The following is a 22023-nucleotide window of genomic DNA, read 5'->3' on the forward strand; positions in this document are numbered from 1 at the left end:
GAAATCGAATTACAATCCAAGGGCCTCTTTTATCAATTCAAGATTTTCAGGGCTAAAGTTTATTTTTAGTGCCTCTTGATGTCCTTTTTCAGACATTTTATTCCAAGTTTTCAGAATGATATTTTTCATTTTTTCCCTATCGTGTTTGTGAACAAAAGGGTCTAAATAATACTCAAGAAACACTAAGCATATTACATCTTCCAAGAGTTGTGTTTCTTCGTCTTTTTTAAGTAGTTTTTTTTCGATTAGAAAAGAAACTCTGGCAATAAATTCCTCATTGTAACCTGCTTTTTCTAAAATAACAGCCGTTGTTTTGGCATGAAATTTTTTCAAATCTTCGCGCCATTTTAAATAACCCACGCGATCCATAGGGTAGGATTCCCGGGCTATTTTCCAACGGCAAATGTGTTGTGCTTTGGAGGCAATCTGAACGGCTTCGGATGCATTTGGATGAAAATCCATCAGCCTTTCATACATTCTATTAGAATATAATAATTCTTTTGGATCCGTTTTGGATTGGTATGTTTCGTGGTTTGGGTCTTGAGCATTTTCTGCATCAATCCAAGTACTGGCGTTCTGGAATGGAGTTGTCGTCATTTGAAATGTTTAAAATCAAAGATACATAATTATTCCAAAAAGCCAACGAATACCTCATCATCTACAATTTTTACCGGATAGATGGCTATTTTTGGATTTTCACCATTGAGATTAGAACCATCTATTAGAGAAAATGTATTTTTGTGTAATGGGCAAGCAATTTTAGGAATATCACCCGCAGAGCCAATCATCCCTCTTGAAAGCACCATTTCCATTTTATGAGGGCATAAATTTTGACAGGCGTACCATTCGTTTCTTCGGTCAAATTTTATAATAGCGATCTGCTTGTTTTTGTATTTGATACAACCACCACCATCACTAGGAAAATCGGATGTTTTTCCTGCTTTGAACCATACTTTTACTTCGTTTAGGTTTACGGTTTTGTATTGATTTAGAATATCTTCCATTTGAATAGTATTTTAATTTTTCCTCACCCCAGTCCTCTCCAAAGGAGAGGGAGTCGAGAGTGGAAAGAGTTAATTTTTATGGTAATTTATTATTAAGAATTATGAATTCTATTTTTTTATTTTGCTTCCTCTCCTTTGGAGAGGGCTGGGGTGAGGATTACCAAGGTCTTGGCATTTTTTGATCTCTTATAGGTACAAATTCAATAGTATCATCTCTTTCTTCAGAATTGGTAAAATGGGTAAAACGTTTTTGCAATTCAGGATTTTCAATAACTTGAGTCCATTCACATGCGTAAGTATCTACTAAACCTTGCATTTCTTTATCTAAAGCTCCTGCAATTCCTAAGCGGTCTTCGATTACCACTTGTTTTAAGTAATCTAATCCACCTTCCAGTTTTTCTAACCAAGTAGAAGTACGTACTAATGGTCCAGCTGTACGGATATAATACATCAAGAAACGGTCTAAATATTTGAAACAAGTTTCTTTGTCAACTTGTTCTGCAAATAGAACAGCGTGTTTTGGATTTACTCCTCCATTACCACAGATGTATAAATTCCAACCTCCATCTACAGCAATAATTCCAAAATCTTTTCCTCTGGCTTCTGCACATTCTCTAATACAACCTGAAACCCCTCCTTTTATTTTATGAGGTGAGCGCAATCCTTTGTATCTGTTTTCCAGCTCAATAGCAAAAGTGGTACTGTCGTCCATTCCGTAACGACACCAAGTATTACCTACACAGCTTTTTACTGTACGAAGTGATTTACCATAAGCATGACCACTTTCAAACCCATTGTCTATTAATATTTTCCAAATTGCAGGTAAGTCATTTAATTCGGCACCAAATAAGTCAATACGTTGTCCTCCGGTAATTTTGGTATATAGATTATATTTTTTTGCTACTTCGCCGAGTATGATTAGTTTATCAGCTGAAATTTCCCCTCCTGTAACTCTAGGTACAACAGAATACGTTCCATTACGTTGAATGTTAGCTAAGAATCTGTCGTTTGAATCTTGTTCAGGAATATGTTTGTTTGCAGTATCATTATATATACTGGAGAATATAGAAGATAAAACAGGTTTACAGATTTCACATCCATCTCCTTTTCCAACAGTTCCCAATACTTCATTGTGATTGGTAAATTTGTTGATTTTTACGATATCATATAGTTCTTGTCTGCTATAAGCAAAATGCTCACAAACCACATCTTTGACTTCTTTTCCTAATGATTTTTGAGTTTCTTTCACTAAATCTGCAACCATTGGCTTGCATCCACCACAACCTGTAGTGGCTTTGGTCAATTTAATGACGTCTGAAAGATTAGAAGATGTTTCGTCGATAATTGAACAACAAATAGCTCCTTTGGTTACATTTTCACAAGAACAAATTACAGCAGAGTCCGGTAAATCCATGGCGCTTCCCATAGTGGAGCTTCCTCCGCCTCTTGAACCCAAAATCAAATCTTCCGGATTTTTAGGCAATGGCATGGCATTGCTGTAAATTTGGAACAAGGCATTATAATCACTTGAATCACCTACTAGAATTCCACCCAACAGGGTTTTGGAATCTTTGGTGACATTGATTCTTTTATAAATTCCACTTAATTTGTTTTCGTAAACAATCGCGGTCACATCCTCATTTTCTATAAAAGGATCACCAAAACTCGCAACTTCAACACCAATTAATTTTAATTGTGTAGACATATCGATGGTTTCCCTCATCGTTTTATCTCGTTGCAGGATTTGTTCAGCCGCAACATCGGCCATTTCATATCCTGGCGCTACAAGACCATATATCATGTGATTGTACAATGCCACTTCACCTATAGCAAAGATATTAGGATCTGAAGATTGCATTTTATTATTTACTACAATTCCGCCTCTAACACCTACTTCAAGTCCTGAAACCCTTCCTAATTCGTCACGAGGTTTTATTCCCGCAGAAATCACCAGCATATCTACTTTTAGGAGTTCATTCTCTTCGAACATCATTCCTGTTATAGCATCTTCTCCTGCAATATATTGTGTTGATTTGTTAAGGTGAATGCTAATATTAAGTTCCTCAATTTTTGATTGCAACATATCACTCGCTCCTTTGTCAAGCTGTCTTGGCATCAATCGAGGGGCAAATTCCACTACATGAGGATTCAAGCCTAAATCCCGTACCGCTTTAGCAGCTTCAAGTCCTAGTAATCCTCCACCTAAAACAGCAGCTTCAGTAGCGCCGTTTTGCTTTATTTTTTTAGCATAAGCCATAATCGCATCCAGATCCTCAATAGTTCTGTATACAAAAACACCTTCTTTATCAACTCCTTCTATAGGTGGCACAAAAGCAGACGAACCTGTTGCTAGAACTAAGTAGTCGTAAGTATGCGTTTTTTCTAAATGGGTATGTATCGTTTTTTGTTCTCTATTAATATCAGTAATTAACTCAGAAGTATTTAGAGTAATATTATTTTCTTTATACCAATTTGAGGTTGATAATGATAAGTCGTCAGCGCTTTTACCTGCAAAGTATTCACTCAAATGAACTCTATCATAGGCGCGTCTTGGTTCCTCTCCAAATACGGTGATTTGATATTCTTCCTGTCCTGATTTTGCAATGAATTTTTCACAAAATTTGTAACCTACCATGCCGTTTCCGACTACTATTACTTTAATCATAATCTCATTAATTAAGTATTATTAAGCAAATATAAGTATTAATACTTAATTTAGATATTTAATTTTGTATTTTTAGAATTAATTGGTAATTATTTAAAAAAAGGTATTTTAAATATGATATTTATAATTAAAGGTCTCTTTTTCTGAAATAAATATTTTGTATTTCCTTAATTCAAGCTGTAATTTATTGCACAATCGTATTTTTTAATCAAATGGCACCGAACAAAAAAAAGCTTCCAAACGGTGTCTGGGAGCTTTGTATTAATTTAAAATGGTGTACTTATATTTTAAAATTTTTCTTTTTGAAATTACTTAGATTGATAGTATCTTTTTCTGAACCAAAAAGCCACATTTACCAATGAAACTAATGCTGGAACTTCAACCAATGGGCCTATGACGCCTGCAAAAGCTTGTCCACTATTGATTCCAAAAACTCCGATTGCGACTGCAATAGCCAACTCAAAATTATTTCCGGTTGCTGTAAAAGCTATAGCGGTAGATTTTGAATAATCGGCACCAAAATATTTCCCAATGAAAAAACTAATGACAAACATCACAGTAAAATAGATCACTAACGGAATCGCAATACGAATTACATCCATTGGAATTTGAACAATTAATTCTCCTTTTAAGCTGAACATAACTACTATGGTAAATAGTAACGCAATTAGTGTTATTGGAGAAATAAAAGGTATGTATTTGGTTTGAAACCATTCTTCTCCTTTCAGATTTATTAGTGCATACCGACTGATAATGCCCAATGCAAAAGGAATTCCTAAGTATATTCCAACACTTTCTGCAATTTGTCCAATGCTAATGTTGACTTCAAATCCATTATAACCAAAATAGGGAGGGAGAATGGTAATGAAAATATAGGCATATACACTGTAAAGTAATACCTGAAAAATACTGTTTAAGGCAATAAGTCCCGCGGCATATTCTCTATTTCCATCGGCCAGATCATTCCAAACAACTACCATAGCGATACAACGAGCCAGTCCAATTAGGATTACGCCAATCATATATTCTGGGTAACCTTTTAAGAAAAGCAATGCCAATGAAAACATTAAAATTGGTCCTATAATCCAATTCAGGAATAGGGAAACACCCAATACTTTTGTATTTTGGAACACTTCCCCCATTTGTTCGTATTTTACTTTTGCCAATGGCGGATACATCATCAGGATAAGTCCAATGGCTAGCGGAATATTAGTGGTTCCGCTTGAAAAGGAGTTGATGAAATTTCCACTGGAAGGGATAAAGTTTCCAATGGCTACACCAACGGCCATGGAAAGAAATATCCAAAGAGTGAGGTAGCTATCGAGGAAACCTAATTTTTTTCGTTCTACTACTGGAGCACAATTATTTGCAGACATAATTATTATTTGATTTGGGAGAATACATAAAACATTTCGGTTGCAATTTGTAAACTGCGTTCCTGATATTTTTCTGCTTGTTGTGGCGTATTATCAAATGCTTTTGGATCTTCAAAAGTAATCGGAATACGTTTTTCGGCACCTGCAATAAACGGGCAACCTCCGTCTGCTTGTGAACAAGTCATAATCGCTGCAAATTCACTTTGTGGATTAAAATCGTCATCATAGGTTTTAGAAAAACCAATAATAGGATGTTCGTTTTCCGAATATTTTATGGTATAAATTGGATTATTCCCTTCTGCAATGGTTTTAATTTTAAAACCTGATTGTTCTAATGTTTTAGCAGCCATAGGAAATAAAGCCGTTGCTTCCGTACCACCAGAATAACAAAATACATTTTTTATAGTATAATGTGCCGCTGCCGTTTGTGCCCATACTTGGGACAAATGGCTTCTTCTGGAATTGTGTGTACAAATCAAGTTCAGCCTTACTTCTTGTTGGTTGGTAACTTTGTCTTGGATAAAATCAATAAGCGGTTGCAAAATAATTTTGCGCTCTGCTGAAATGCTTTCAAAATCAAAAGCACGGATTACTTTTTCGATTTCTGGAAATACGATTGTTTTGGTTAAAGTCATTTGACGGTTTTAAAAAATTAGCAACAGCTTCCTCCAGGAGTACAGCAGTTTGATTGCGTTGAAATTTCGGATAATTTTACTTTTTGTTTTTCTGCTGGAATGCCACATTGATCTTGAGCCAAACAAGCTGTTTGTTTGTTTAGTAAGGTAAACTCTTCCCCGTTGAAACCAATATCATATTTACCAATAGTTTCTGCTTGGAATTCTACTTCAACTTCATAATCTTCAATACCCAATACTTTTTCTGAAAGAGCGATGATGTCCAAAAGTTTTTGTGGTTTTAAACGGTGTTCGAAGTCATTGGCATCCCATAATTGGAAGTTAACAACGGTTTCTTTTCGTACTTTTCCGCCGCAGTCAATAAAGTTTTTGGTGATTAAACCTACTTCAGTTACGTGAAAATGTTCTGGAACATAAGTTCCGTTTGGCAATACAAAAGCAACGTTTTCTAGCGTGCTCAACTGTTTTTTAATTTCTGATAGTTTCATATGAAGATAATATTTGTTTTTTCAACGGAATATGGTATCGCCATTCCTACATTATATTGTTTTTTTTGAGTCATGGCGATTTCATTTTTTTATAATTTAAAAATTAACAACATTGATTTTTCTTGTTTTCTAAATAGGTGTTTATGTGCTGAAAAAAGCCTTTTATTTTATTAAAACCTTCTTCGTTGAGGCAATAACAAATGGCATTTCCTTCAAAATTGCCTTTTATAAGTCCGGCGTTTTTTAGTTCCTTCAAGTGTTGCGAAACGGTAGGTTGCGCCAGAGGCAGTTCGTTTACGATATCACCGCATACGCAACTGTTCACTTTTATAAGGTGTTCTATTATGGCAATTCGGGCAGGATGGCCAATGGCTTTTGCCAATGTTGCTAATTCGTTTTGCTCGTCTGTGAAATGTTCTGATTTAGTAATTCCCATTGTTATATATTTATATTGCAATATTACAATATAGATATATAAAAACCAAATTTAGAATAATAATTTTTGTTTAAATTTTTAATTGGCTGTCTGGTTTACTATAGCCAATAGTATGGCAAGCATTTTGAAGTTGATGCTTGCAAAGGATATGGTTTCCAAATAAAATTTAAAATTTATTCGACAATAAAAAAACTCCGAAGGAATCTACCGTCTGGACACATCTAAAAATAGAACACAGATAACACGGATCGAACAAATTAACACAGATTTAAATTTGTTCTTTTCTAATTAAAAAAGTAGTGTCCCGAAGTGTCATAATCATGTTGGATTTTTCATGTTATAATCAAAAAATCTGTGACAATCCGTCTAATCTGTCAAATCTGTGTTCTATTCTAATGTATAAAAAATTTGTGTCCAGACGGTAGCCGAAGGAATAGTTTTTTACATTTTTTTTCAAAAAATACGCTTCTAATTTTTGCAAATCATCCAATTCACATCCATTTCGATAGAAAATCAATCAAATCTTCTCTCAAATCTTTAAATAGTTTCTCAAAAATAGCGATACTTTCTCGGTGCCTTTTATGGTCTGAAAATTTTTCATTATCAATACCATTAGGATTATCAAGCGCTGCTGCTTCAAGATACAATTCGTGACTTTTAATATCATGATTTAAGATGTCAATCTGTTCCTTTTGAATAATCAGCTGATTATTAAAATGATCAGCTAAGGAGCGTACTTCTTTAGAAGTGTTTTTTTTTGCCACTTCCAAAATTCGATTATCCATAATTTTAAGTTCATCTTTATAAAACAAAAGTTTGTTTAACCACGTTTTGTGTTCTTCGTGTAATTGATAAATTGTTTTTTTAGTTTCCATTTTTCGTCTTTTTTAAATAATTTGAGATTAATTGAATCTGAGTTGTTTTTTATTTTAGTAGAAATTGCAAAAGGCAAAGAATTGGGGAAAATTTATTCCAAAATATTAAAGCTCAAATAAATCTTTTGGAATAGCGTGAAAGCCCACTGATTTTACTTTGTTTTCAATATCACTTATGGATACCATTTTGGATGTGTGTACTGTGAATTCTCGGGGAAATATTTCGGTATTCAGCAACACATCTTTTATTCCGTCTAATTCCAATAAGCTGGCTTTAATTTCCATTAAATCGGAATCTTCCATAGCATTTGTTCCAAAAATTTTACCGTGATTTCCTGGAATTACATTGTCAGTTAGTACGCTCATGTTTTTTATTTTTTAAAGATTGGCAATACGGTTTATACATAATTGAAGTGCCGATTAAGTTGCTTAAAATTAATCATTTATGTTGGAAGAACATAAAAAATGATGCTATTATTTTTAAAAATATATTGGACAAAGCATCTTTTTTTAGGATTTAGAATGAATAGCCGTTTATAGAATAGGGTGGACAAAGATTGTGAATCAGGATTGGATGAATGATAAATGGCTAATGGCAAGAATCGTATGATTTTTTCAGAAGATACCAGATGTGTTTTGTTTAAAAATGATTAACTTAGTATTCTTAAAATCAATTAAATAAAGTTTAAAAATGAAAAATAAAGACGACAAATCGAATCCGGATAAACAAAAACCGGATAAGAAAGATAAAGATAAATTGCCGGATTCCCTTTTGTATCCTCCAAACGAAGATATGTATAGCCAGTTCCATAAAGAAATGGAAATTGATCCGGAAGATATTTCTAAAAATAAGGCACCAGTTGAAATAAATAACGTCAGAGAATTGAATCAAAAAGATTTTAACGAAGATGTCTCCGGAGGTGATTTAGACGTTCCCGGATCAGAATTAGATGACGAAGAGGAAAATTCAGGGAATGAAGATGAAGAAAATAATCATTATAGTATAGGCGGTGATGATCACAGCAATTTAGACGAGAATACAGGAGATAAGAGTTAAAATAAACCCTTTATTAATATGAGATTACTATATATTCTAGTTATTCTTTAATGAATATTTATGTAAGTATATAATGCAAATAGAATTATCAACATAGTGATAATTACTAGATTAATAATAATTATTGCACTGCTTTTAAAAAAAGAGAGCATAAAATTTTCGCCATAAAAGCGGCGGTGTGCCGGGAAAAAATAATAAATCATCCAAAAAATACCAATTGATTTTATACCAAAATGTATCCAACCCAAAACCGGGTTGCTACCAAATACAGGGAAAAGTTTGTCTATAAAAAATAGAGTTAAAATCAGTAAAAGCAAGAAAGAAAAATAGTGTAGGGTAAAAATACCATTATCAAAATAGAGCCATCTTTTTTTATCATGAAAAAGCCATAAAATAAAGGCAAAAACCGGCATATACATAAATAATACCTTTGATAGATTATTGGTAAAAGATTCACTGAACTTTTCAATAATTTCTTCATTTGTATTCTCTTCTTTTACGGAAAGCCACTTTTTAAGGAACCAATATTCGGTTGAACTAACTTTTACTTTTTCGGTACCATTTTTTTGTATTGAGTCTAATTCGTTAATGGATTTATATCCAAAATCGGCAACCTCTTTTTTATCAATTTCTTCTGTTTGCTGTAAGATTTTTTTTATTGTGTCGTTATTTTTTTGGGATAATATCCCCACTTTTGTTAAGCCGTCTACGCTTTTCTCTTCAATATGTAATGAATCTATTGTAGGGACAATAACCTCGTTCCCTATTTTTACTTTAGGGATATCCTTTATTTTAACAGTTTTATTGGGGAATATTGATATCAATAAGAAAGTTATAAAACTGATAAAAATATAGAGTCGTATAGGTGGCAAAAAAAACAATCGCTTTCCTGATACATAGGCTTTTGTTAAAGCAGCGGGTTTGAAAAACAAATAAAAAATAGTCCTCCAGAATGCATTATCATAATGAGTTAAGTCTTCAAAGAAATGAATAAACAGGTGATGAAAGGATTTACTGGTTTTAGTATTCTCTTGTCCACAGTTAGGGCAATAACGTTGTTCCACTTCATGATTACAGTTGAGGCAGGTTTTATCTTTTCGTAACTTTTCTTTTGACATGGGTATAAATAGGAATCAATTCGAGATTGTAAATCTATTGAAATTTTAGCCTGTTTTTAATTGTTAGGAGGATATTTAGCCTTTAATTAACTATTAAATTGGATGCATAACAAGGCTTCATCTGTCTCTAACAGTATCAATGTATAGCTTGATGACCGTTAAATTTAATTTGAGGATTTTCTTATGTAGTTGTGTTACGAAGCGGACTTAAAAGCTATTAAATCAGATTTATAGGCTGGAAACAAATTTAAAATCGTAACTTTTATATTAATTTCAACGCTAATCCTAATTTACTATGTCTTTGAATAAATACAATCAAAAGCGTAATTTTAATTCCACCGCCGAGCCCGAAGGTGAAATTAAAAAATCATCAACCGAATTGATTTTCGTAGTGCAAAAACATGCCGCATCCCATTTACATTATGATTTTCGATTGGAATTGGACGGAGTATTAAAAAGTTGGGCCATACCCAAAGGGCCATCGATGAATCCGGCTGATAAAAGACTGGCGATCATGGTAGAAGATCATCCTTACGATTACAAAGATTTTGAAGGTACTATTCCCGAAGGAAATTATGGTGCAGGGAATGTTATCGTTTGGGATAATGGAACCTATGCCTTAGCTGCTACAGATGATGTAGAAGATATCGAGAATAAATTAAAATCCGATTTACAAGAAGGACATCTTGGTTTTATTTTAAATGGAAAAAAACTCAAAGGCGAATTCGCATTGGTGAAACTTAAAATCAAACAGAAAAATGCTTGGCTTTTGATAAAGAAAAAAGATCAATATGCGAGTGATGATGATGTTTTGCAACAAGACAAATCGGTAATTTCTAATGTGACTTTAGAAAGTTTAGAAAAATAATTTTAATGAACGGTTTGTAGTTTTAAATACAATCGATACATTTCGTTTTCTAGTTTTTTAATTTCATTTTGCCAATGGTTGATATCATTTTCAATCAGGCTAATATCCTCATCTCTTTCGTCTGTAGACCTTAATAATTTAAACTCTTTAGCGTCAGCTAATTTAATTTTATTTTCTTCTAAATTGGTCTTGTTGGAAACGAGTATTTTCTTGATTTCTAAAAGTCTATTATTTATGGAGTCTTTTTTTTCTTTTGTAAGCCTTTCGGATTCTATTTTTTCTTTGATGGCAATTTGTATTTTTTGCTCGTCAATTTCTTTTTGCCGTAGTTCAATTTGTTGATTGCGAAATTCGGTTTGGTGATTTTTTTGCTCTAATTCCATACTTCTGTTTTCTTGATAAGTATTGAAAATTAGTGTTCCTATAATTAAAACTAAAATCCCAGAAGCTAAAAAAAAGATGTTTTTATCTAAGCCCAAAATAGTTTGACTGGCTATTTTTTTCTCCGCTGTTGGTAAAGGGGGAATATTCTTTAGAGGCGGTGGTATTACTAACAAAATGCTTTTTAATTCGTCTATATCACCGGCATATTTCCATTCGTCCATACCTTCGAACCATACCAAAGTTGTTTTTGTAATTTTTTTAGCTTTTAATTCTTCCAAAACAAATGGGCCGCTGTTTTCACTTCCGTTATGAATGTAATAGGTTTTCATTTATAGTATTTTAATGGACGCTTTTGGCTCGTGTCTTTAATGGTCTTATACAGATTCAAAATATAAAAATACAATTTACTTTATTTTTCTAAAAAAAATCCTTGTAAGTAATCGGAATGATTTGTTGTCGCATGATAAAATTGATTAATTCGCAGTATCAATACTAGTTGTAACCAACTTTGAAAAAACAAAATACGGCATTATATAATGCTTATTACTTAAAAACAAAAATAGCAAAAAATAAGTTTGTCTAGGATAGTAAGAGACAAAGAAATATTTTCACGCTGTTTACGGATGTAGTTAGAGTAAATCTGATTTAGGAGACTTCACAGGTGGGTGAATTTTATAGATTTTCAATGAAAAAACAAGGCAATTACAATCTCGAGAGCAATTAATATGATGACAACCCATTCTAAACGGGAACTTTCCCTCACGTTCAGTACATCCGTAAACAGCGTAAGATTGTTTTCTACAATTTGGAGACGGTAATCAAGATCTTTAAAACGGGTATTGATATCAAAATTAGCTTTGAGGTGGCGGTTGAGCAGGTTGAGTTCTTCATTATCCCAAACCAGATTGGGGTCATCAAGAATATATAAATTATCTACAATACTGTTTTTGACGTTCAAAACTTTGCCAATATATTTAAGCAAATTAGTTTTGGAGATACTGAGTTTTCCGCGTTGTTCCAATTCCAGTATATAGTGTTTTGAAGACGTAATGAGTTCATCCGTCAATACTTCGTAATATTCCAGTGCAACAGATTGTCCTATGTTAAGCATTACGATTCGCAGGAAAGAAGAGTCTATTTGGGGAACGGTGACATAATTGTTTTTTACGATGACCTTTTGTAGTTTTTCATCGGTTTCAATGCGATACTGTTCAGACAAATCCAAGTCCACCAGAGTAGTAGCGTAATTTTTTATAAAGCCCACGAATTCACTTTTGGCTACAGCATCATAATTGGCAAAGACCACCACGCCATAATCAAAAACATACAAATAACGTTCGCTTTCCTCCAATGCATAAAAAACTTCAGAAGTGGAACCCGAATGGACTTCGGCACGAAAATCCCCACGAAATTTTTTGATATTGAAAGATTCGGCAATTTGAACAGCTTCGATTCGAATTTCCATAACAAACTATTTTATACAAATTTAAGAAATTTTAACTTTGATATAAGATTTTGGTTATGTTGTTGCTTTGATATTCAGTGTTATATTTTAAATATAATTAAAAAAAAACAATTTTTAGCTAAAACATTCTATTCTTACATAAAACACATGCTCTTTAATGGTATTCTACGGATAACTTTTTTTTGTACATTTGAAAACTTAATAATTATATCGATTTCGTTAAATTTTATTTTCTGGTATAAGTTATGTACCCTTAAAATGACTGGGATATTAACTTCATGCCTGCTGTAACAACAAAATGAAAATAATATATGCAATAGTATTTATAATGAATATTATTCATTTCAGAAAAGCCAAAATAAAAATCCAGAAAACACTTTTTACATTGAAATTTAAAACTTTATTCATCAGCTTTATTTTTATAGGACTTGTTGCTTGTAACAATAAAGAAAAATCGGCAGACAAGACAATTACTCATAGTCTTCAAGGAGCTGCGATGCCTGAAGTTAAAAATGAGAATCTTAAATCACTTTTAGATTCATCCAGGACTTTAGATTTAAAATACTCTTCAGAACAATTAGATAATACTAAAGGACTTTCAAATAGTTCTGTTAATGCTATTTTTCAGGATTCCGAAAATTTACTTTGGATAGGGACTTGGGATGGACTAAATCGATATGACGGAAATAATTTCAAAATTTTCAGACCCGAATTAGACAATGAAAACAGTCTGAGTAATCAGGTAATCCTTAAAATAGACGAAGATAATGCGGGTCGAATTTGGATATTAACTATGCATGGAATTAATCGGTATGATAAAAAAACGGATACGTTTCAGCGTTATTATTTTACCAGAAAGAATAAGCCACCATTATCAGAATCAGAATTTAATATGGCACTTGATGCTTCAAAGAACGTATTTTGTGCCGTAAAAGATTGGGGTATAGGTTACTTTGACGGAACTGAATTTCAGTTGTTAAGAACCAAAAATCTTTCCACAAAAGCGGTCATAAAAATGGAGTTCTCGCCAACGGGTGAATTACTCGTTTTGTTTGAGAATAATGAACTTTATACTTTGTCACTTGAAACTAAAAACAACAAGAAATCAGTTTCAAAAGTAAGATTGATTTCAAACAATGTTAAAACGTTTGGAATAGTTTCAAATCAGAAAGTTTGTATTATCTCAACAACAGGAAATGCTGTTCTACATTCTTTGTTGGATAAAAAAAATCAGATTCTTTCTGAAAAAAATATTGAAAATAGTATTGGACATGTTCCGGAAGGGCTGGTGATTTCCAGTAAATCAGGCTATTTCATTATAGACAGCAATGGTAATATTGCTAACAAATCATGGTTGAAATACCTGAAGAATCAAAAGATTACAACCTTAATTCAAGGAAGTGAAAATGTACTTTGGACAGGAACCGATGGAGACGGAATCTTTAAAATGTATCCGCTTAAAAAGGCATTCAATCTTATTTCTAAAGCACAAATTCCGGAACTGGATGGAGGTATTGTTAGGGCATTTCTGAAAGTAGAAGGAAATTCTTTTTGGGTTGGGACAAAAGGAAAAGGATTATTCCGCTTTCCTTCTGATTTTTATCTGAATGCTGAAAAACCGTTACAATACCAAAACTTCAATGAAAGTAACAGCACCATTAATAATGCCGTATTTGCTTTACGCAAAGGGAAGGACGATTTAATTTTTATAGGTACTGATGGAGTTGGTATTACTGTTTTTGACTTAAAAAAATCAAAACTTATTAATTGGTCGGAAATTTTTGGGAATGAACAATGTGGTTATTTTAAGTCAACGTACACTATTTATCAGGATGAAAAAGGATTTATTTGGCTTGGAACGAATGGCTATGGAATGGTTCGTTGTAAAATTGAGCGTTCAGGCGAAAAATTAAAAGTAACCGAATTCAAAAAATACCTTGCAGCTAATAATAGCGAAAAAGCATTAAGCAGTAATATTATTTTTTCAATAATTCCGAAGAATCAAAATCAGCTTTGGATTGGAACCCGACTAGGAGGTTTGAATCTTTTTGACAAAGAATCGGGCCAATTTCAAACGTATAAAAATATACTAAACGATCCGAAAAGCCTGTCAAATAATGATATATTGTGCCTTCAGACGGATGCGAAAAACAGACTTTGGATAGGGACTAGCTTTGGGTTGAATTTGTTAGAAGATTTAAAAAGTGATGGGAAAGCAGTTTTTAAAAGTTTCACGGTTAAACAAGGACTTCCTAATAATACCATTCATGGAATTGTTTCGGATAAAAAATCCAATCTTTGGTTAAGCACGAATTTCGGGTTATCCAATTTTATCCTTAACGGATCAAAGTTTATTAATTATACAAAAAATGAAGGCCTTCAAAATAATGAATTTGCCGATGGGGCTTTTTACCAAGATTCAAAATCAGATTATATTTTTATGGGGGGAATAAAAGGATTTAATTATTTTTTACCTCAAAAAATAAAAGAATCGTCCATTATTCCAGCTATTCTTATTAATAAAATCAGCGGGCAAAATCAAGCGATTCCTTATTATCAGGGATTGGTGATAGCGCCTAATGCTGTTACGCATCCTTCGATTGTTTTAAAACACAATCAAAACTTTTTTGACATCGAATTGGCAGCTTTGACTTATATCAATAATGAAAAATGTCAATATGCGTATCAATTGATGAATTTTGATACCAATTGGAATTTCATTAACAACCGAAGAATTATTTCCTTCACCAATGTTCCTAAGGGAAACTATTCCTTGTGGATAAAATGGTCCAACAGTGATGGTGTTTGGAGCAAACCCGTTCATGCAATTGATATCCGGATTAAACCGGTGTTTTGGCAGTCTAATCTTGCTATTGTAATCTATTCCGTATTGGTTGCACTTTTTATATTGTTTGTACTCAGTTATTACAAGAAACGTCAATCCTTGAGCCAAAATATACTTTTCCGAAAAAGAGAAGAAGAACTTCACGAAAACCGACTTACATTTTTTACGAATGTTGCCCATGAGTTTCAGACTCCTTTAACTTTGATTGTCGGGCCTGTTCAAAAACTATCTGAAACAGCAAATCTCAGCGAAAGAAATCAGAAGTTCATACAGATGATCCAGCGTAATTCTTCAAGATTATTGTTTCTAACGCAGCAATTATTGGAATTCAGAAAAGCAGAATATGATTATTTAGAAGTAACGGCAAGGGAATTTGATCTTGTAAACCTGATCGAACAAATTGCCGAATTGTTTGACGAATGGGCATTAGATAAAAATATCGATTATAATCTTGACATTCCATCAACATTGCCGGGATGGTTTGACAAGGATAAAATCGAGAAAATACTATTCAACCTGATGTCAAATGCTTTTAAATATACTCCTGAAAATGGAAAAATTGATCTCAAATTTCACATTCAGGATGAGGATCCAAAAAGATTAAACATAACCATTGTAAACACAGGAAAAGGAATTCCAAAAGAAAAATTAGATTCCTTATTTGATCGCTTTTTTCTTTCGGATACCAATGCAGTAACGGAAAACGATATGTTTAGAACGGGTATTGGACTGGCCTATATTAAAAAACTGGTTACCGTGTTGCGAGGAGAAATTCTGGTTTCAAGCATTCCTAATGAAGAGACCACCTTTACTATTCTGGTGCCTTGCAGCAAAGAGGCGTTTACTGAAAAAGAATTGGATGTAGAAGTGAGTCCGGTTTTGATTTCTCATCATCTTAAAAATATCCTTGAAGAAATTCCGGGCAAGTCTGATGATACTCCAAATAAAATTTCATCACTTGAAGTGTTGGAAGACAGCCGGAAAACAGTCTTAATAGTCGAAGATGAGAAAGAAATTCATTTATTCCTGAATGATTTATTAGGAGAGAAATATAAAATTATTACAGCCTATAATGGTGTTGAAGCCTTAGAAATTCTTGAAAATAAAATTCCTGATATTATCATTAGCGATGTCATGATGCCATTTATGGATGGGGTAGAACTTTGTAAAAAAATCAGAACGGACATTAAAACCTGTCATATTCCATTTATTATGCTTACCGCAAAAGATTCGGTTATCCATAGAATTGAAGGTTTGGAAAGTGGTGCTAATTCCTATATCCCGAAACCTTTTTATCCCGATCACTTATTAGTAAGGATACAAAAATTGCTGGAAGAAAAAGAGTTAATAGTAAAACATTTTACCCAAGATACGCTGGTCGAAAATCTATCGACACTTCCCATAAATAATGAGGAAAAAGATTTTGTAAAAAAGGTAATTGAACTGATCCGTAAAAATATCGATAATGAAAATCTTCAGAGCTTATTCATCGAAAAAGAATTGGGCATCAGCAACTCGCAGTTGTATCGAAAAATCAAACAGATTTTCGGTTTTACTCCGGGTGATTTAATTCGAACAATACGATTAAAATATGCGGCTGAACTTTTGCGTAAGAATGTATTGACGGTTTCTGAGGTATGTTATCAATCAGGTTTTAATAACCGTTCTTATTTTTACCGTGAGTTTAAAAAAATATACAATACCACCCCTAAAAATTATCAGCTTAAGTATAAAGCTAAAGGCTAAGTATTTTTTAAGAATCTGAAAATCAGCATCTTTAATCCAGGTGTACACTTTTGATGAAATAGTGTACACCTTTTTTTATGCTCTGGAATTACTTTTATGAACTGATTTTTAAGTCAAAAAAAACCATTAATGCATTTAATTAACCTAATTTTTATTAACATGAAAAAAATCACTCCATTTATTAACCAATTTAACACTTCCTCATGATGAGAAAAAATGTCATTTATAATATGGTCTTATTATGGACAATATTGTCAGGGAGTGTAATGTACGCTCAAACTGTTAAAGGTGTTGTTTCAGATAGTAGCGGTCCATTGCCACAAGTAAATGTTGCTGTCAAGGGAACAGCTGTAAATACAGCAACTGATTTTGATGGAAATTATACCATTAACAATGTAGATTCAAATGCTGTTTTAGTTTTTAGTTATATTGGATTTTTAACCAAAGAAATTCCGGTTAAAGGAAACACTGTAATAAATGTTGTATTAGTTGAAGATTCACAAAAATTAGAAGAGGTTGTTGTCGTAGGGTATACCAGTCAAAAGAAAGCCTCCATAACGGGAGCAGTTAGCACGGTTGATCTGGGAGACCTTTCAAAAACAAGAGTGGCAGATGTTGCGCAAGCCTTGCAAGGACAAGTTGCCGGTGTTTTTGTAGCTGCCAATACTGGTGCTCCTGGTGATGGTATAAAATTGCGTATTAGAGGTGAAGGAACTCTTGGTAAGAATGATGTTCTCTATGTTATAGATGGTGTTCCTACCCGTGATATTTCTTTCCTTAATCAATCGGATATCAAATCGATGTCCGTATTAAAGGATGCAGCGGCAGGAGCTATTTATGGTTCCAGAGCAGCTAGTGGAGTTGTTTTAATTACGACCAAAAGTGGACTAAAAGGCAGATCAAGTTTTGATGTTGATATGTACTCCGGAATTCACTATGCCACTAACCTTCCAAAAATGTTGAACACGGATCAATACTTAACCGTAAAAGATCAAGCTTGGCATAATACTGCCGGAAATGCAGCATCGGCAATTAGTCCTTATGCAGCCGACAGAAACAGAACTGATTTAGCAGACACTGATTGGCAAGATGAATTATTTACTACAGGTATATCTAAAAACTTTCAAGCTTCGGCAAGTGGTGGTTCTGAAAACGTACAATATTTAATTTCCGGAGGTTATTTTGGACATGATGGTATAGTGGTAGAAGATAATGACAAATTCGAACGTTTTAATTTTAGATCAAATGTTAATGCGGATATTTCAGATCGTTTTAAAGTGGGAACTAATCTTCAAATTAGCTACGCCAAACAAGATAAATTATCTTCCAGTGGAGATGTACCGGGAGTTATTCGTCATGCATTGATTCGTCCTCCAGTTTTAGGAGTTTATAAAGATGTTTCAGATCCAACTTATACTGAAAGCAATCCGTATACGGATTTACCTTTTTATACAGGACCTAATGACGGATGGAGTAAAATTTACGAATACACTTCAAATCCAATAGCTATTGTTCACTTTACAGATGACAAAAGAAATACATTTCAAACTTTTGGAAATTTGTACGGCGAATATGCTTTGTTGAGAGATAAATCTTTAAAATTTAAAAGTAATTTAGGGGTAGACATCAAATTTTCTCGCAACAAAAATTTTGCTTCAAACTTTGGAGATGCCAATATCAATGACACTTCTAATCAATATTATGGTTTGGGAAGAAACAACAGACCTAATGGTTTAGATGAAAATAGAGGTCAGGAAATGACATTTACTTTTACGAATACATTGAATTATGTTAAAACATTCAAAGAATTGCATAGCGTAAATGCATTGCTTGGGATGGAAAATATCAATAGCAAAGCGGCAGCAATTGGCGGTAGCAGACAAAATTTTGACAATACTACAGATCCTTTTAGATATCTTGATTATGGAAGTACAACTAATGCTTACAGTTCAGGATCAGCTAGTAACTGGAGTTTGTTATCTTATTTTGCTTCTGGGACTTATGGATATGACAACAAATATTTTGCATCAGCAACCATGAGAGCAGATGCATCTTCAAGATTTGGACCTAATAATAAATGGGGGTATTTCCCATCTGTTTCTGCGGGTTGGGTAGTATCTCAAGAAAGTTTCATGAAAAAATCAGATTGGATCTCTAATTTAAAATTGAGAGCAAGTTGGGGTGAAGCCGGAAATCAGGAATTACCAAATAATGCTTACGAAACATTGGTATCTTCTACAGGAGGAGTTGTAAATGTAGTACGTTATGGTAATCCAGATTTGAAATGGGAAACTACTACGCAAACTAACTTTGGAGTTGATTTAGGAATCTTGAATAACAAATTGACTTTTACAGCTGATTATTTTACAAAAACTACCGATGATATTTTATTAACCGTGGGCTTACCTGCAGTATCAGTGGGAGTTATAGAAAGAACTTACGTAAATGCTGGTGAAGTAAACAATAAAGGACTTGAATTTGGAGTAAATTTTCAAAATAATGATCATGAGTTTAAATACGGTATAAATGCAAACATTGCTACCCTAACAAACAAAGTGAACAAACTTCATGAATTTGTAAAAAATATTTCTGACGATTATACGCATACTAAAACAGAAGTTGGTCAAGCAATAAGTTCGTATTATGGCTATCAATTTGATGGTATTTATCAAAATACTGGCGAAGTTAGTTCTCATTTATTTTCGAATACTAATGGGACTCAACCTGGAGACATTAAGTTTAAAGATATAAATAGTGATGGACAAATAAATGCCGATGATAGAACTTTTATTGGTAATCCAATTCCAAAAGTAACTTACGGTGTCAATTTTAATGCGAGTTACAAAAACTTTGATATCTCTTTCTTATTGCAAGGAGTAGAAGGGGTGGATCGTTACAATGATTTGAAACAAATCTTAAATTATGATAGCCGTCCGTTCAATTCTACAACAGCCGTATTGGATAGCTGGAATGGTGAAGGCACAAGTAATACAACACCTCGCCTTACTTTTAACAATAATGGTGGCGGTAATGTTTCTAGTGTTTTTGTGGAAGATGCTTCTTATTTGAGATTGAAAAATTTAGAAATTGGGTATACGTTTAATAAATCTGTTCTTGGTATAAAAGACATGCGTTTGTATGCGTCAGGTCAAAATTTATTTACGATAACTGACTACACAGGCTTGGATCCGGAATCTACTTCATTGATTGACAAAGGAACATATCCTCAATCTAGGTCGTTTATTTTTGGAGTAAGAGTTAAACTTTAAATAAAAAATTAAAAAATATAAATTATGAAAAATTTATTTAAAACCGGTATTCTAATGTGCTTGATGGTATTGGTAAGTTGTGAAGATGAGCTTACACAAGAGCCTATTGGATTAACGACTTTGGACCAGGCAAACAGCACTCCAACATTAAATACAGTAGAAAGCTCTGTAAACTCTTCTTATGAGTTGCTTTCAAACCGATTGAACATATTGGCGCAATGGGATTGGGGCGGAGGTCTTGTTTTTCAAAATGATTACATCATGCAGGATATCGCATCGGATGATATGGAGAAAAAATGGGGTTCAGATGGAGATCAACCTTGGATGGACGAAATCAATAATTTCACATTTACTTCAACAAATGGTGGTCCAAACGGATTATGGAAGTATAATTATGAAGGAATAAAAAGACTAAATATCGCGATTGAATTATTAACAAAATCAGATATAGAGGCAATTACCGGAATTACAACTGCCAGAAAAAATCAATTATTGGGCGAAGCTTATTTCTTGAGATCGTACTACTATTTCTCTTTGGTTACCAATTTTGGGGATGTACCATTAATTCTGGCACCGGTAAAAACATATCAGGAAGCTTTTGATGTTGCAGTGAGAGCTGATAAAACATTGGTTTGGGACAGACTTAAAGCAGATTTAGTTTTAGCAAAAGGATTATTGCCAAACAGCAAATATTCTTCTAGTACCGAAAAATGGAGAGTTTCTAAAGGTGCTGTAATAGCACTACAGGCAAAAGCAGCATTGTACACTGAAAAATGGTCTGAAGTAGTAACTCTGGTTGACGAGTTAGCGCCACTTGGATATAGCTTAAATGCTAATTATTTTGATAATTTCAATACTTCTAAAGAGTATACAGATAATGAAGTTATTTTTTCTTACGACCATCAATCCAATACAACTCCAAGAAGAGGTAATGGAATTTGTGCTCCTTTAGGATGGGGATTTTTTGCACCGAGCACTGATTTTTTAAATTCATTTGAGCCAAATGATCCAAGAAAATTATACACAGTAGATGCAGCCAATCAGAATGTGAATAAAATTCTAGGAAGTTTAGATGGTGCCAATAAAGGAAATGATGATGCAGCTACCAATAAAGTGTACATGCGTTATGCAGATGCCTTACTTTGGAAAGCAGAAGCACTAAATGAAACAGGTGATTATTCGGGTGCAATTGCTATTATAAACTTAATAAGAGCCAGAGCCAGAACTACCGTGACAGCATCAGGAACAATTCCACCTGTTGGGACTTTGTTGAACAGAGTAGCATCTACAGATAAAGCGACTGTAAAAGGTTGGTTGATTTCAGAAAGAAGGGCAGAACTTGGTTTTGAAAATCAAAGGATGCTGGATTTAAAAAGATGGGGAATTGCAAAAGCAGTTTTGACAGCTCATGGAAAAAACTTCCAAGATAAGCACCTATTGTATCCAATCCCTCAATCAGAAATTGATGCATCCGCAGGGACTTTGACACAAAATTCAGGGTATTAAGTTTTAATTAAAAAAGTGGTTTGTTTTAATTAATATCCCTTGAGAAGTAGCAGTTAAATAATAAAAATTGCTACTTCTCTATTTTTAATAGTGTAGTTAGAAATGAATATACCATTTAGATTAAATAGTAATATGTAAAGAATACCCATTTACTAATTTAGATAAATTATAGTAATTAGTGTCAGATTATCAGTTTGTTGTGAATCTTTAAAAAATATAACTATTTTGATGACATCTAAGATAAAAGTCATTACAATGACAAAATTTGAGTGCTTTAAAAAAAACA

The 22023-nt window shown here is 33.3% G+C and carries 17 protein-coding genes; 5 read left to right on the forward strand and 12 right to left on the reverse strand.

Translation table 11 applies throughout. The features are described 5' to 3' along the window. Positions 1–9: 9 nt before the first annotated feature. The 9 genes from ACNO7W_RS07355 to ACNO7W_RS07395 form a co-directional block, all read right to left on the reverse strand. Positions 10–597, reverse strand: coding sequence for a DUF4202 domain-containing protein (locus tag ACNO7W_RS07355; RefSeq protein WP_417937608.1), 588 nt, complete (start codon positions 595–597; stop codon positions 10–12). 29 nt (positions 598–626) lie between these two features. Next, positions 627–1004, reverse strand: coding sequence for a nitrite reductase small subunit NirD (gene nirD, locus ACNO7W_RS07360; RefSeq protein ID WP_143388124.1), 378 nt, complete (start codon positions 1002–1004; stop codon positions 627–629). 157 nt (positions 1005–1161) lie between these two features. Beyond that, a complete protein-coding gene (gene nirB, locus ACNO7W_RS07365) occupies positions 1162–3669 on the reverse strand; it encodes a nitrite reductase large subunit NirB (protein ID WP_417937609.1) in 2508 nt (835 codons plus the stop codon). A gap of 308 nt (positions 3670–3977) precedes the next feature. Continuing rightward, positions 3978–5045, reverse strand: coding sequence for an ACR3 family arsenite efflux transporter (arsB, locus tag ACNO7W_RS07370; RefSeq protein ID WP_417937610.1), 1068 nt, complete (start codon positions 5043–5045; stop codon positions 3978–3980). A 5-nt stretch (positions 5046–5050) separates the two neighbouring features. After that, positions 5051–5680 (reverse strand): low molecular weight phosphatase family protein, encoded by a 630-nt coding sequence (locus tag ACNO7W_RS07375; protein ID WP_417937611.1) that lies wholly within the window; start codon positions 5678–5680, stop codon positions 5051–5053. A 17-nt stretch (positions 5681–5697) separates the two neighbouring features. After that, positions 5698–6168, reverse strand: coding sequence for a DUF6428 family protein (locus tag ACNO7W_RS07380; RefSeq protein ID WP_143388121.1), 471 nt, complete (start codon positions 6166–6168; stop codon positions 5698–5700). 103 nt (positions 6169–6271) lie between these two features. After that, positions 6272–6604, reverse strand: a complete 333-nt coding sequence (locus tag ACNO7W_RS07385) for an ArsR/SmtB family transcription factor (protein ID WP_143388120.1) — start codon at positions 6602–6604, stop codon at positions 6272–6274. A gap of 491 nt (positions 6605–7095) precedes the next feature. Further along, positions 7096–7479 (reverse strand): hypothetical protein, encoded by a 384-nt coding sequence (locus tag ACNO7W_RS07390; protein WP_143388119.1) that lies wholly within the window; start codon positions 7477–7479, stop codon positions 7096–7098. Between the two features lie 105 nt (positions 7480–7584). Next, positions 7585–7845, reverse strand: a complete 261-nt coding sequence (locus ACNO7W_RS07395) for a heavy-metal-associated domain-containing protein (protein ID WP_143388118.1) — start codon at positions 7843–7845, stop codon at positions 7585–7587. Between the two features lie 325 nt (positions 7846–8170). Between ACNO7W_RS07395 and ACNO7W_RS07400 the strand changes: the two genes are divergently transcribed. Beyond that, positions 8171–8536, forward strand: a complete 366-nt coding sequence (locus ACNO7W_RS07400; RefSeq protein WP_143388117.1) for a hypothetical protein — start codon at positions 8171–8173, stop codon at positions 8534–8536. A gap of 47 nt (positions 8537–8583) precedes the next feature. Here ACNO7W_RS07400 and ACNO7W_RS07405 read toward each other — a convergent pair whose 3' ends face one another. Then, complete coding sequence (locus ACNO7W_RS07405; RefSeq protein WP_417937612.1) at positions 8584–9654, reverse strand: DUF3667 domain-containing protein; 1071 nt, start codon at positions 9652–9654, stop codon at positions 8584–8586. 295 nt (positions 9655–9949) lie between these two features. Between ACNO7W_RS07405 and ACNO7W_RS07410 the strand changes: the two genes are divergently transcribed. After that, a complete protein-coding gene (locus ACNO7W_RS07410; RefSeq protein WP_417937613.1) occupies positions 9950–10522 on the forward strand; it encodes a DNA polymerase ligase N-terminal domain-containing protein in 573 nt (190 codons plus the stop codon). A gap of 2 nt (positions 10523–10524) precedes the next feature. Here the strand turns inward: ACNO7W_RS07410 and ACNO7W_RS07415 are convergent, their stop codons facing one another. Then, positions 10525–11235, reverse strand: coding sequence for a DUF4339 domain-containing protein (locus ACNO7W_RS07415; RefSeq protein WP_143388114.1), 711 nt, complete (start codon positions 11233–11235; stop codon positions 10525–10527). Positions 11236–11588: 353 nt separating this feature from the next. Beyond that, positions 11589–12371 (reverse strand): RMD1 family protein, encoded by a 783-nt coding sequence (locus tag ACNO7W_RS07420; protein WP_417937614.1) that lies wholly within the window; start codon positions 12369–12371, stop codon positions 11589–11591. Positions 12372–12669: 298 nt separating this feature from the next. On the opposite strand from ACNO7W_RS07420, the gene ACNO7W_RS07425 reads away from it, so the two are divergent. The 3 genes from ACNO7W_RS07425 to ACNO7W_RS07435 all read left to right on the forward strand — a co-directional run bounded on the left by ACNO7W_RS07425 (position 12670) and on the right by ACNO7W_RS07435 (position 21737). Then, a complete protein-coding gene (locus tag ACNO7W_RS07425; RefSeq protein ID WP_417937615.1) occupies positions 12670–16962 on the forward strand; it encodes a hybrid sensor histidine kinase/response regulator transcription factor in 4293 nt (1430 codons plus the stop codon). 203 nt (positions 16963–17165) lie between these two features. Further along, positions 17166–20231, forward strand: coding sequence for a SusC/RagA family TonB-linked outer membrane protein (locus ACNO7W_RS07430; RefSeq protein WP_417937616.1), 3066 nt, complete (start codon positions 17166–17168; stop codon positions 20229–20231). Between the two features lie 24 nt (positions 20232–20255). Beyond that, entirely contained in the window at positions 20256–21737 is a 1482-nt protein-coding gene (locus tag ACNO7W_RS07435) for a RagB/SusD family nutrient uptake outer membrane protein (RefSeq protein WP_143388112.1), read from the forward strand. The last annotated feature ends 286 nt before the right edge of the window (positions 21738–22023 follow it).

The organism is Flavobacterium sp. ZB4R12 (assembly GCF_048276375.1).
Classification (GTDB): domain Bacteria; phylum Bacteroidota; class Bacteroidia; order Flavobacteriales; family Flavobacteriaceae; genus Flavobacterium; species Flavobacterium gawalongense.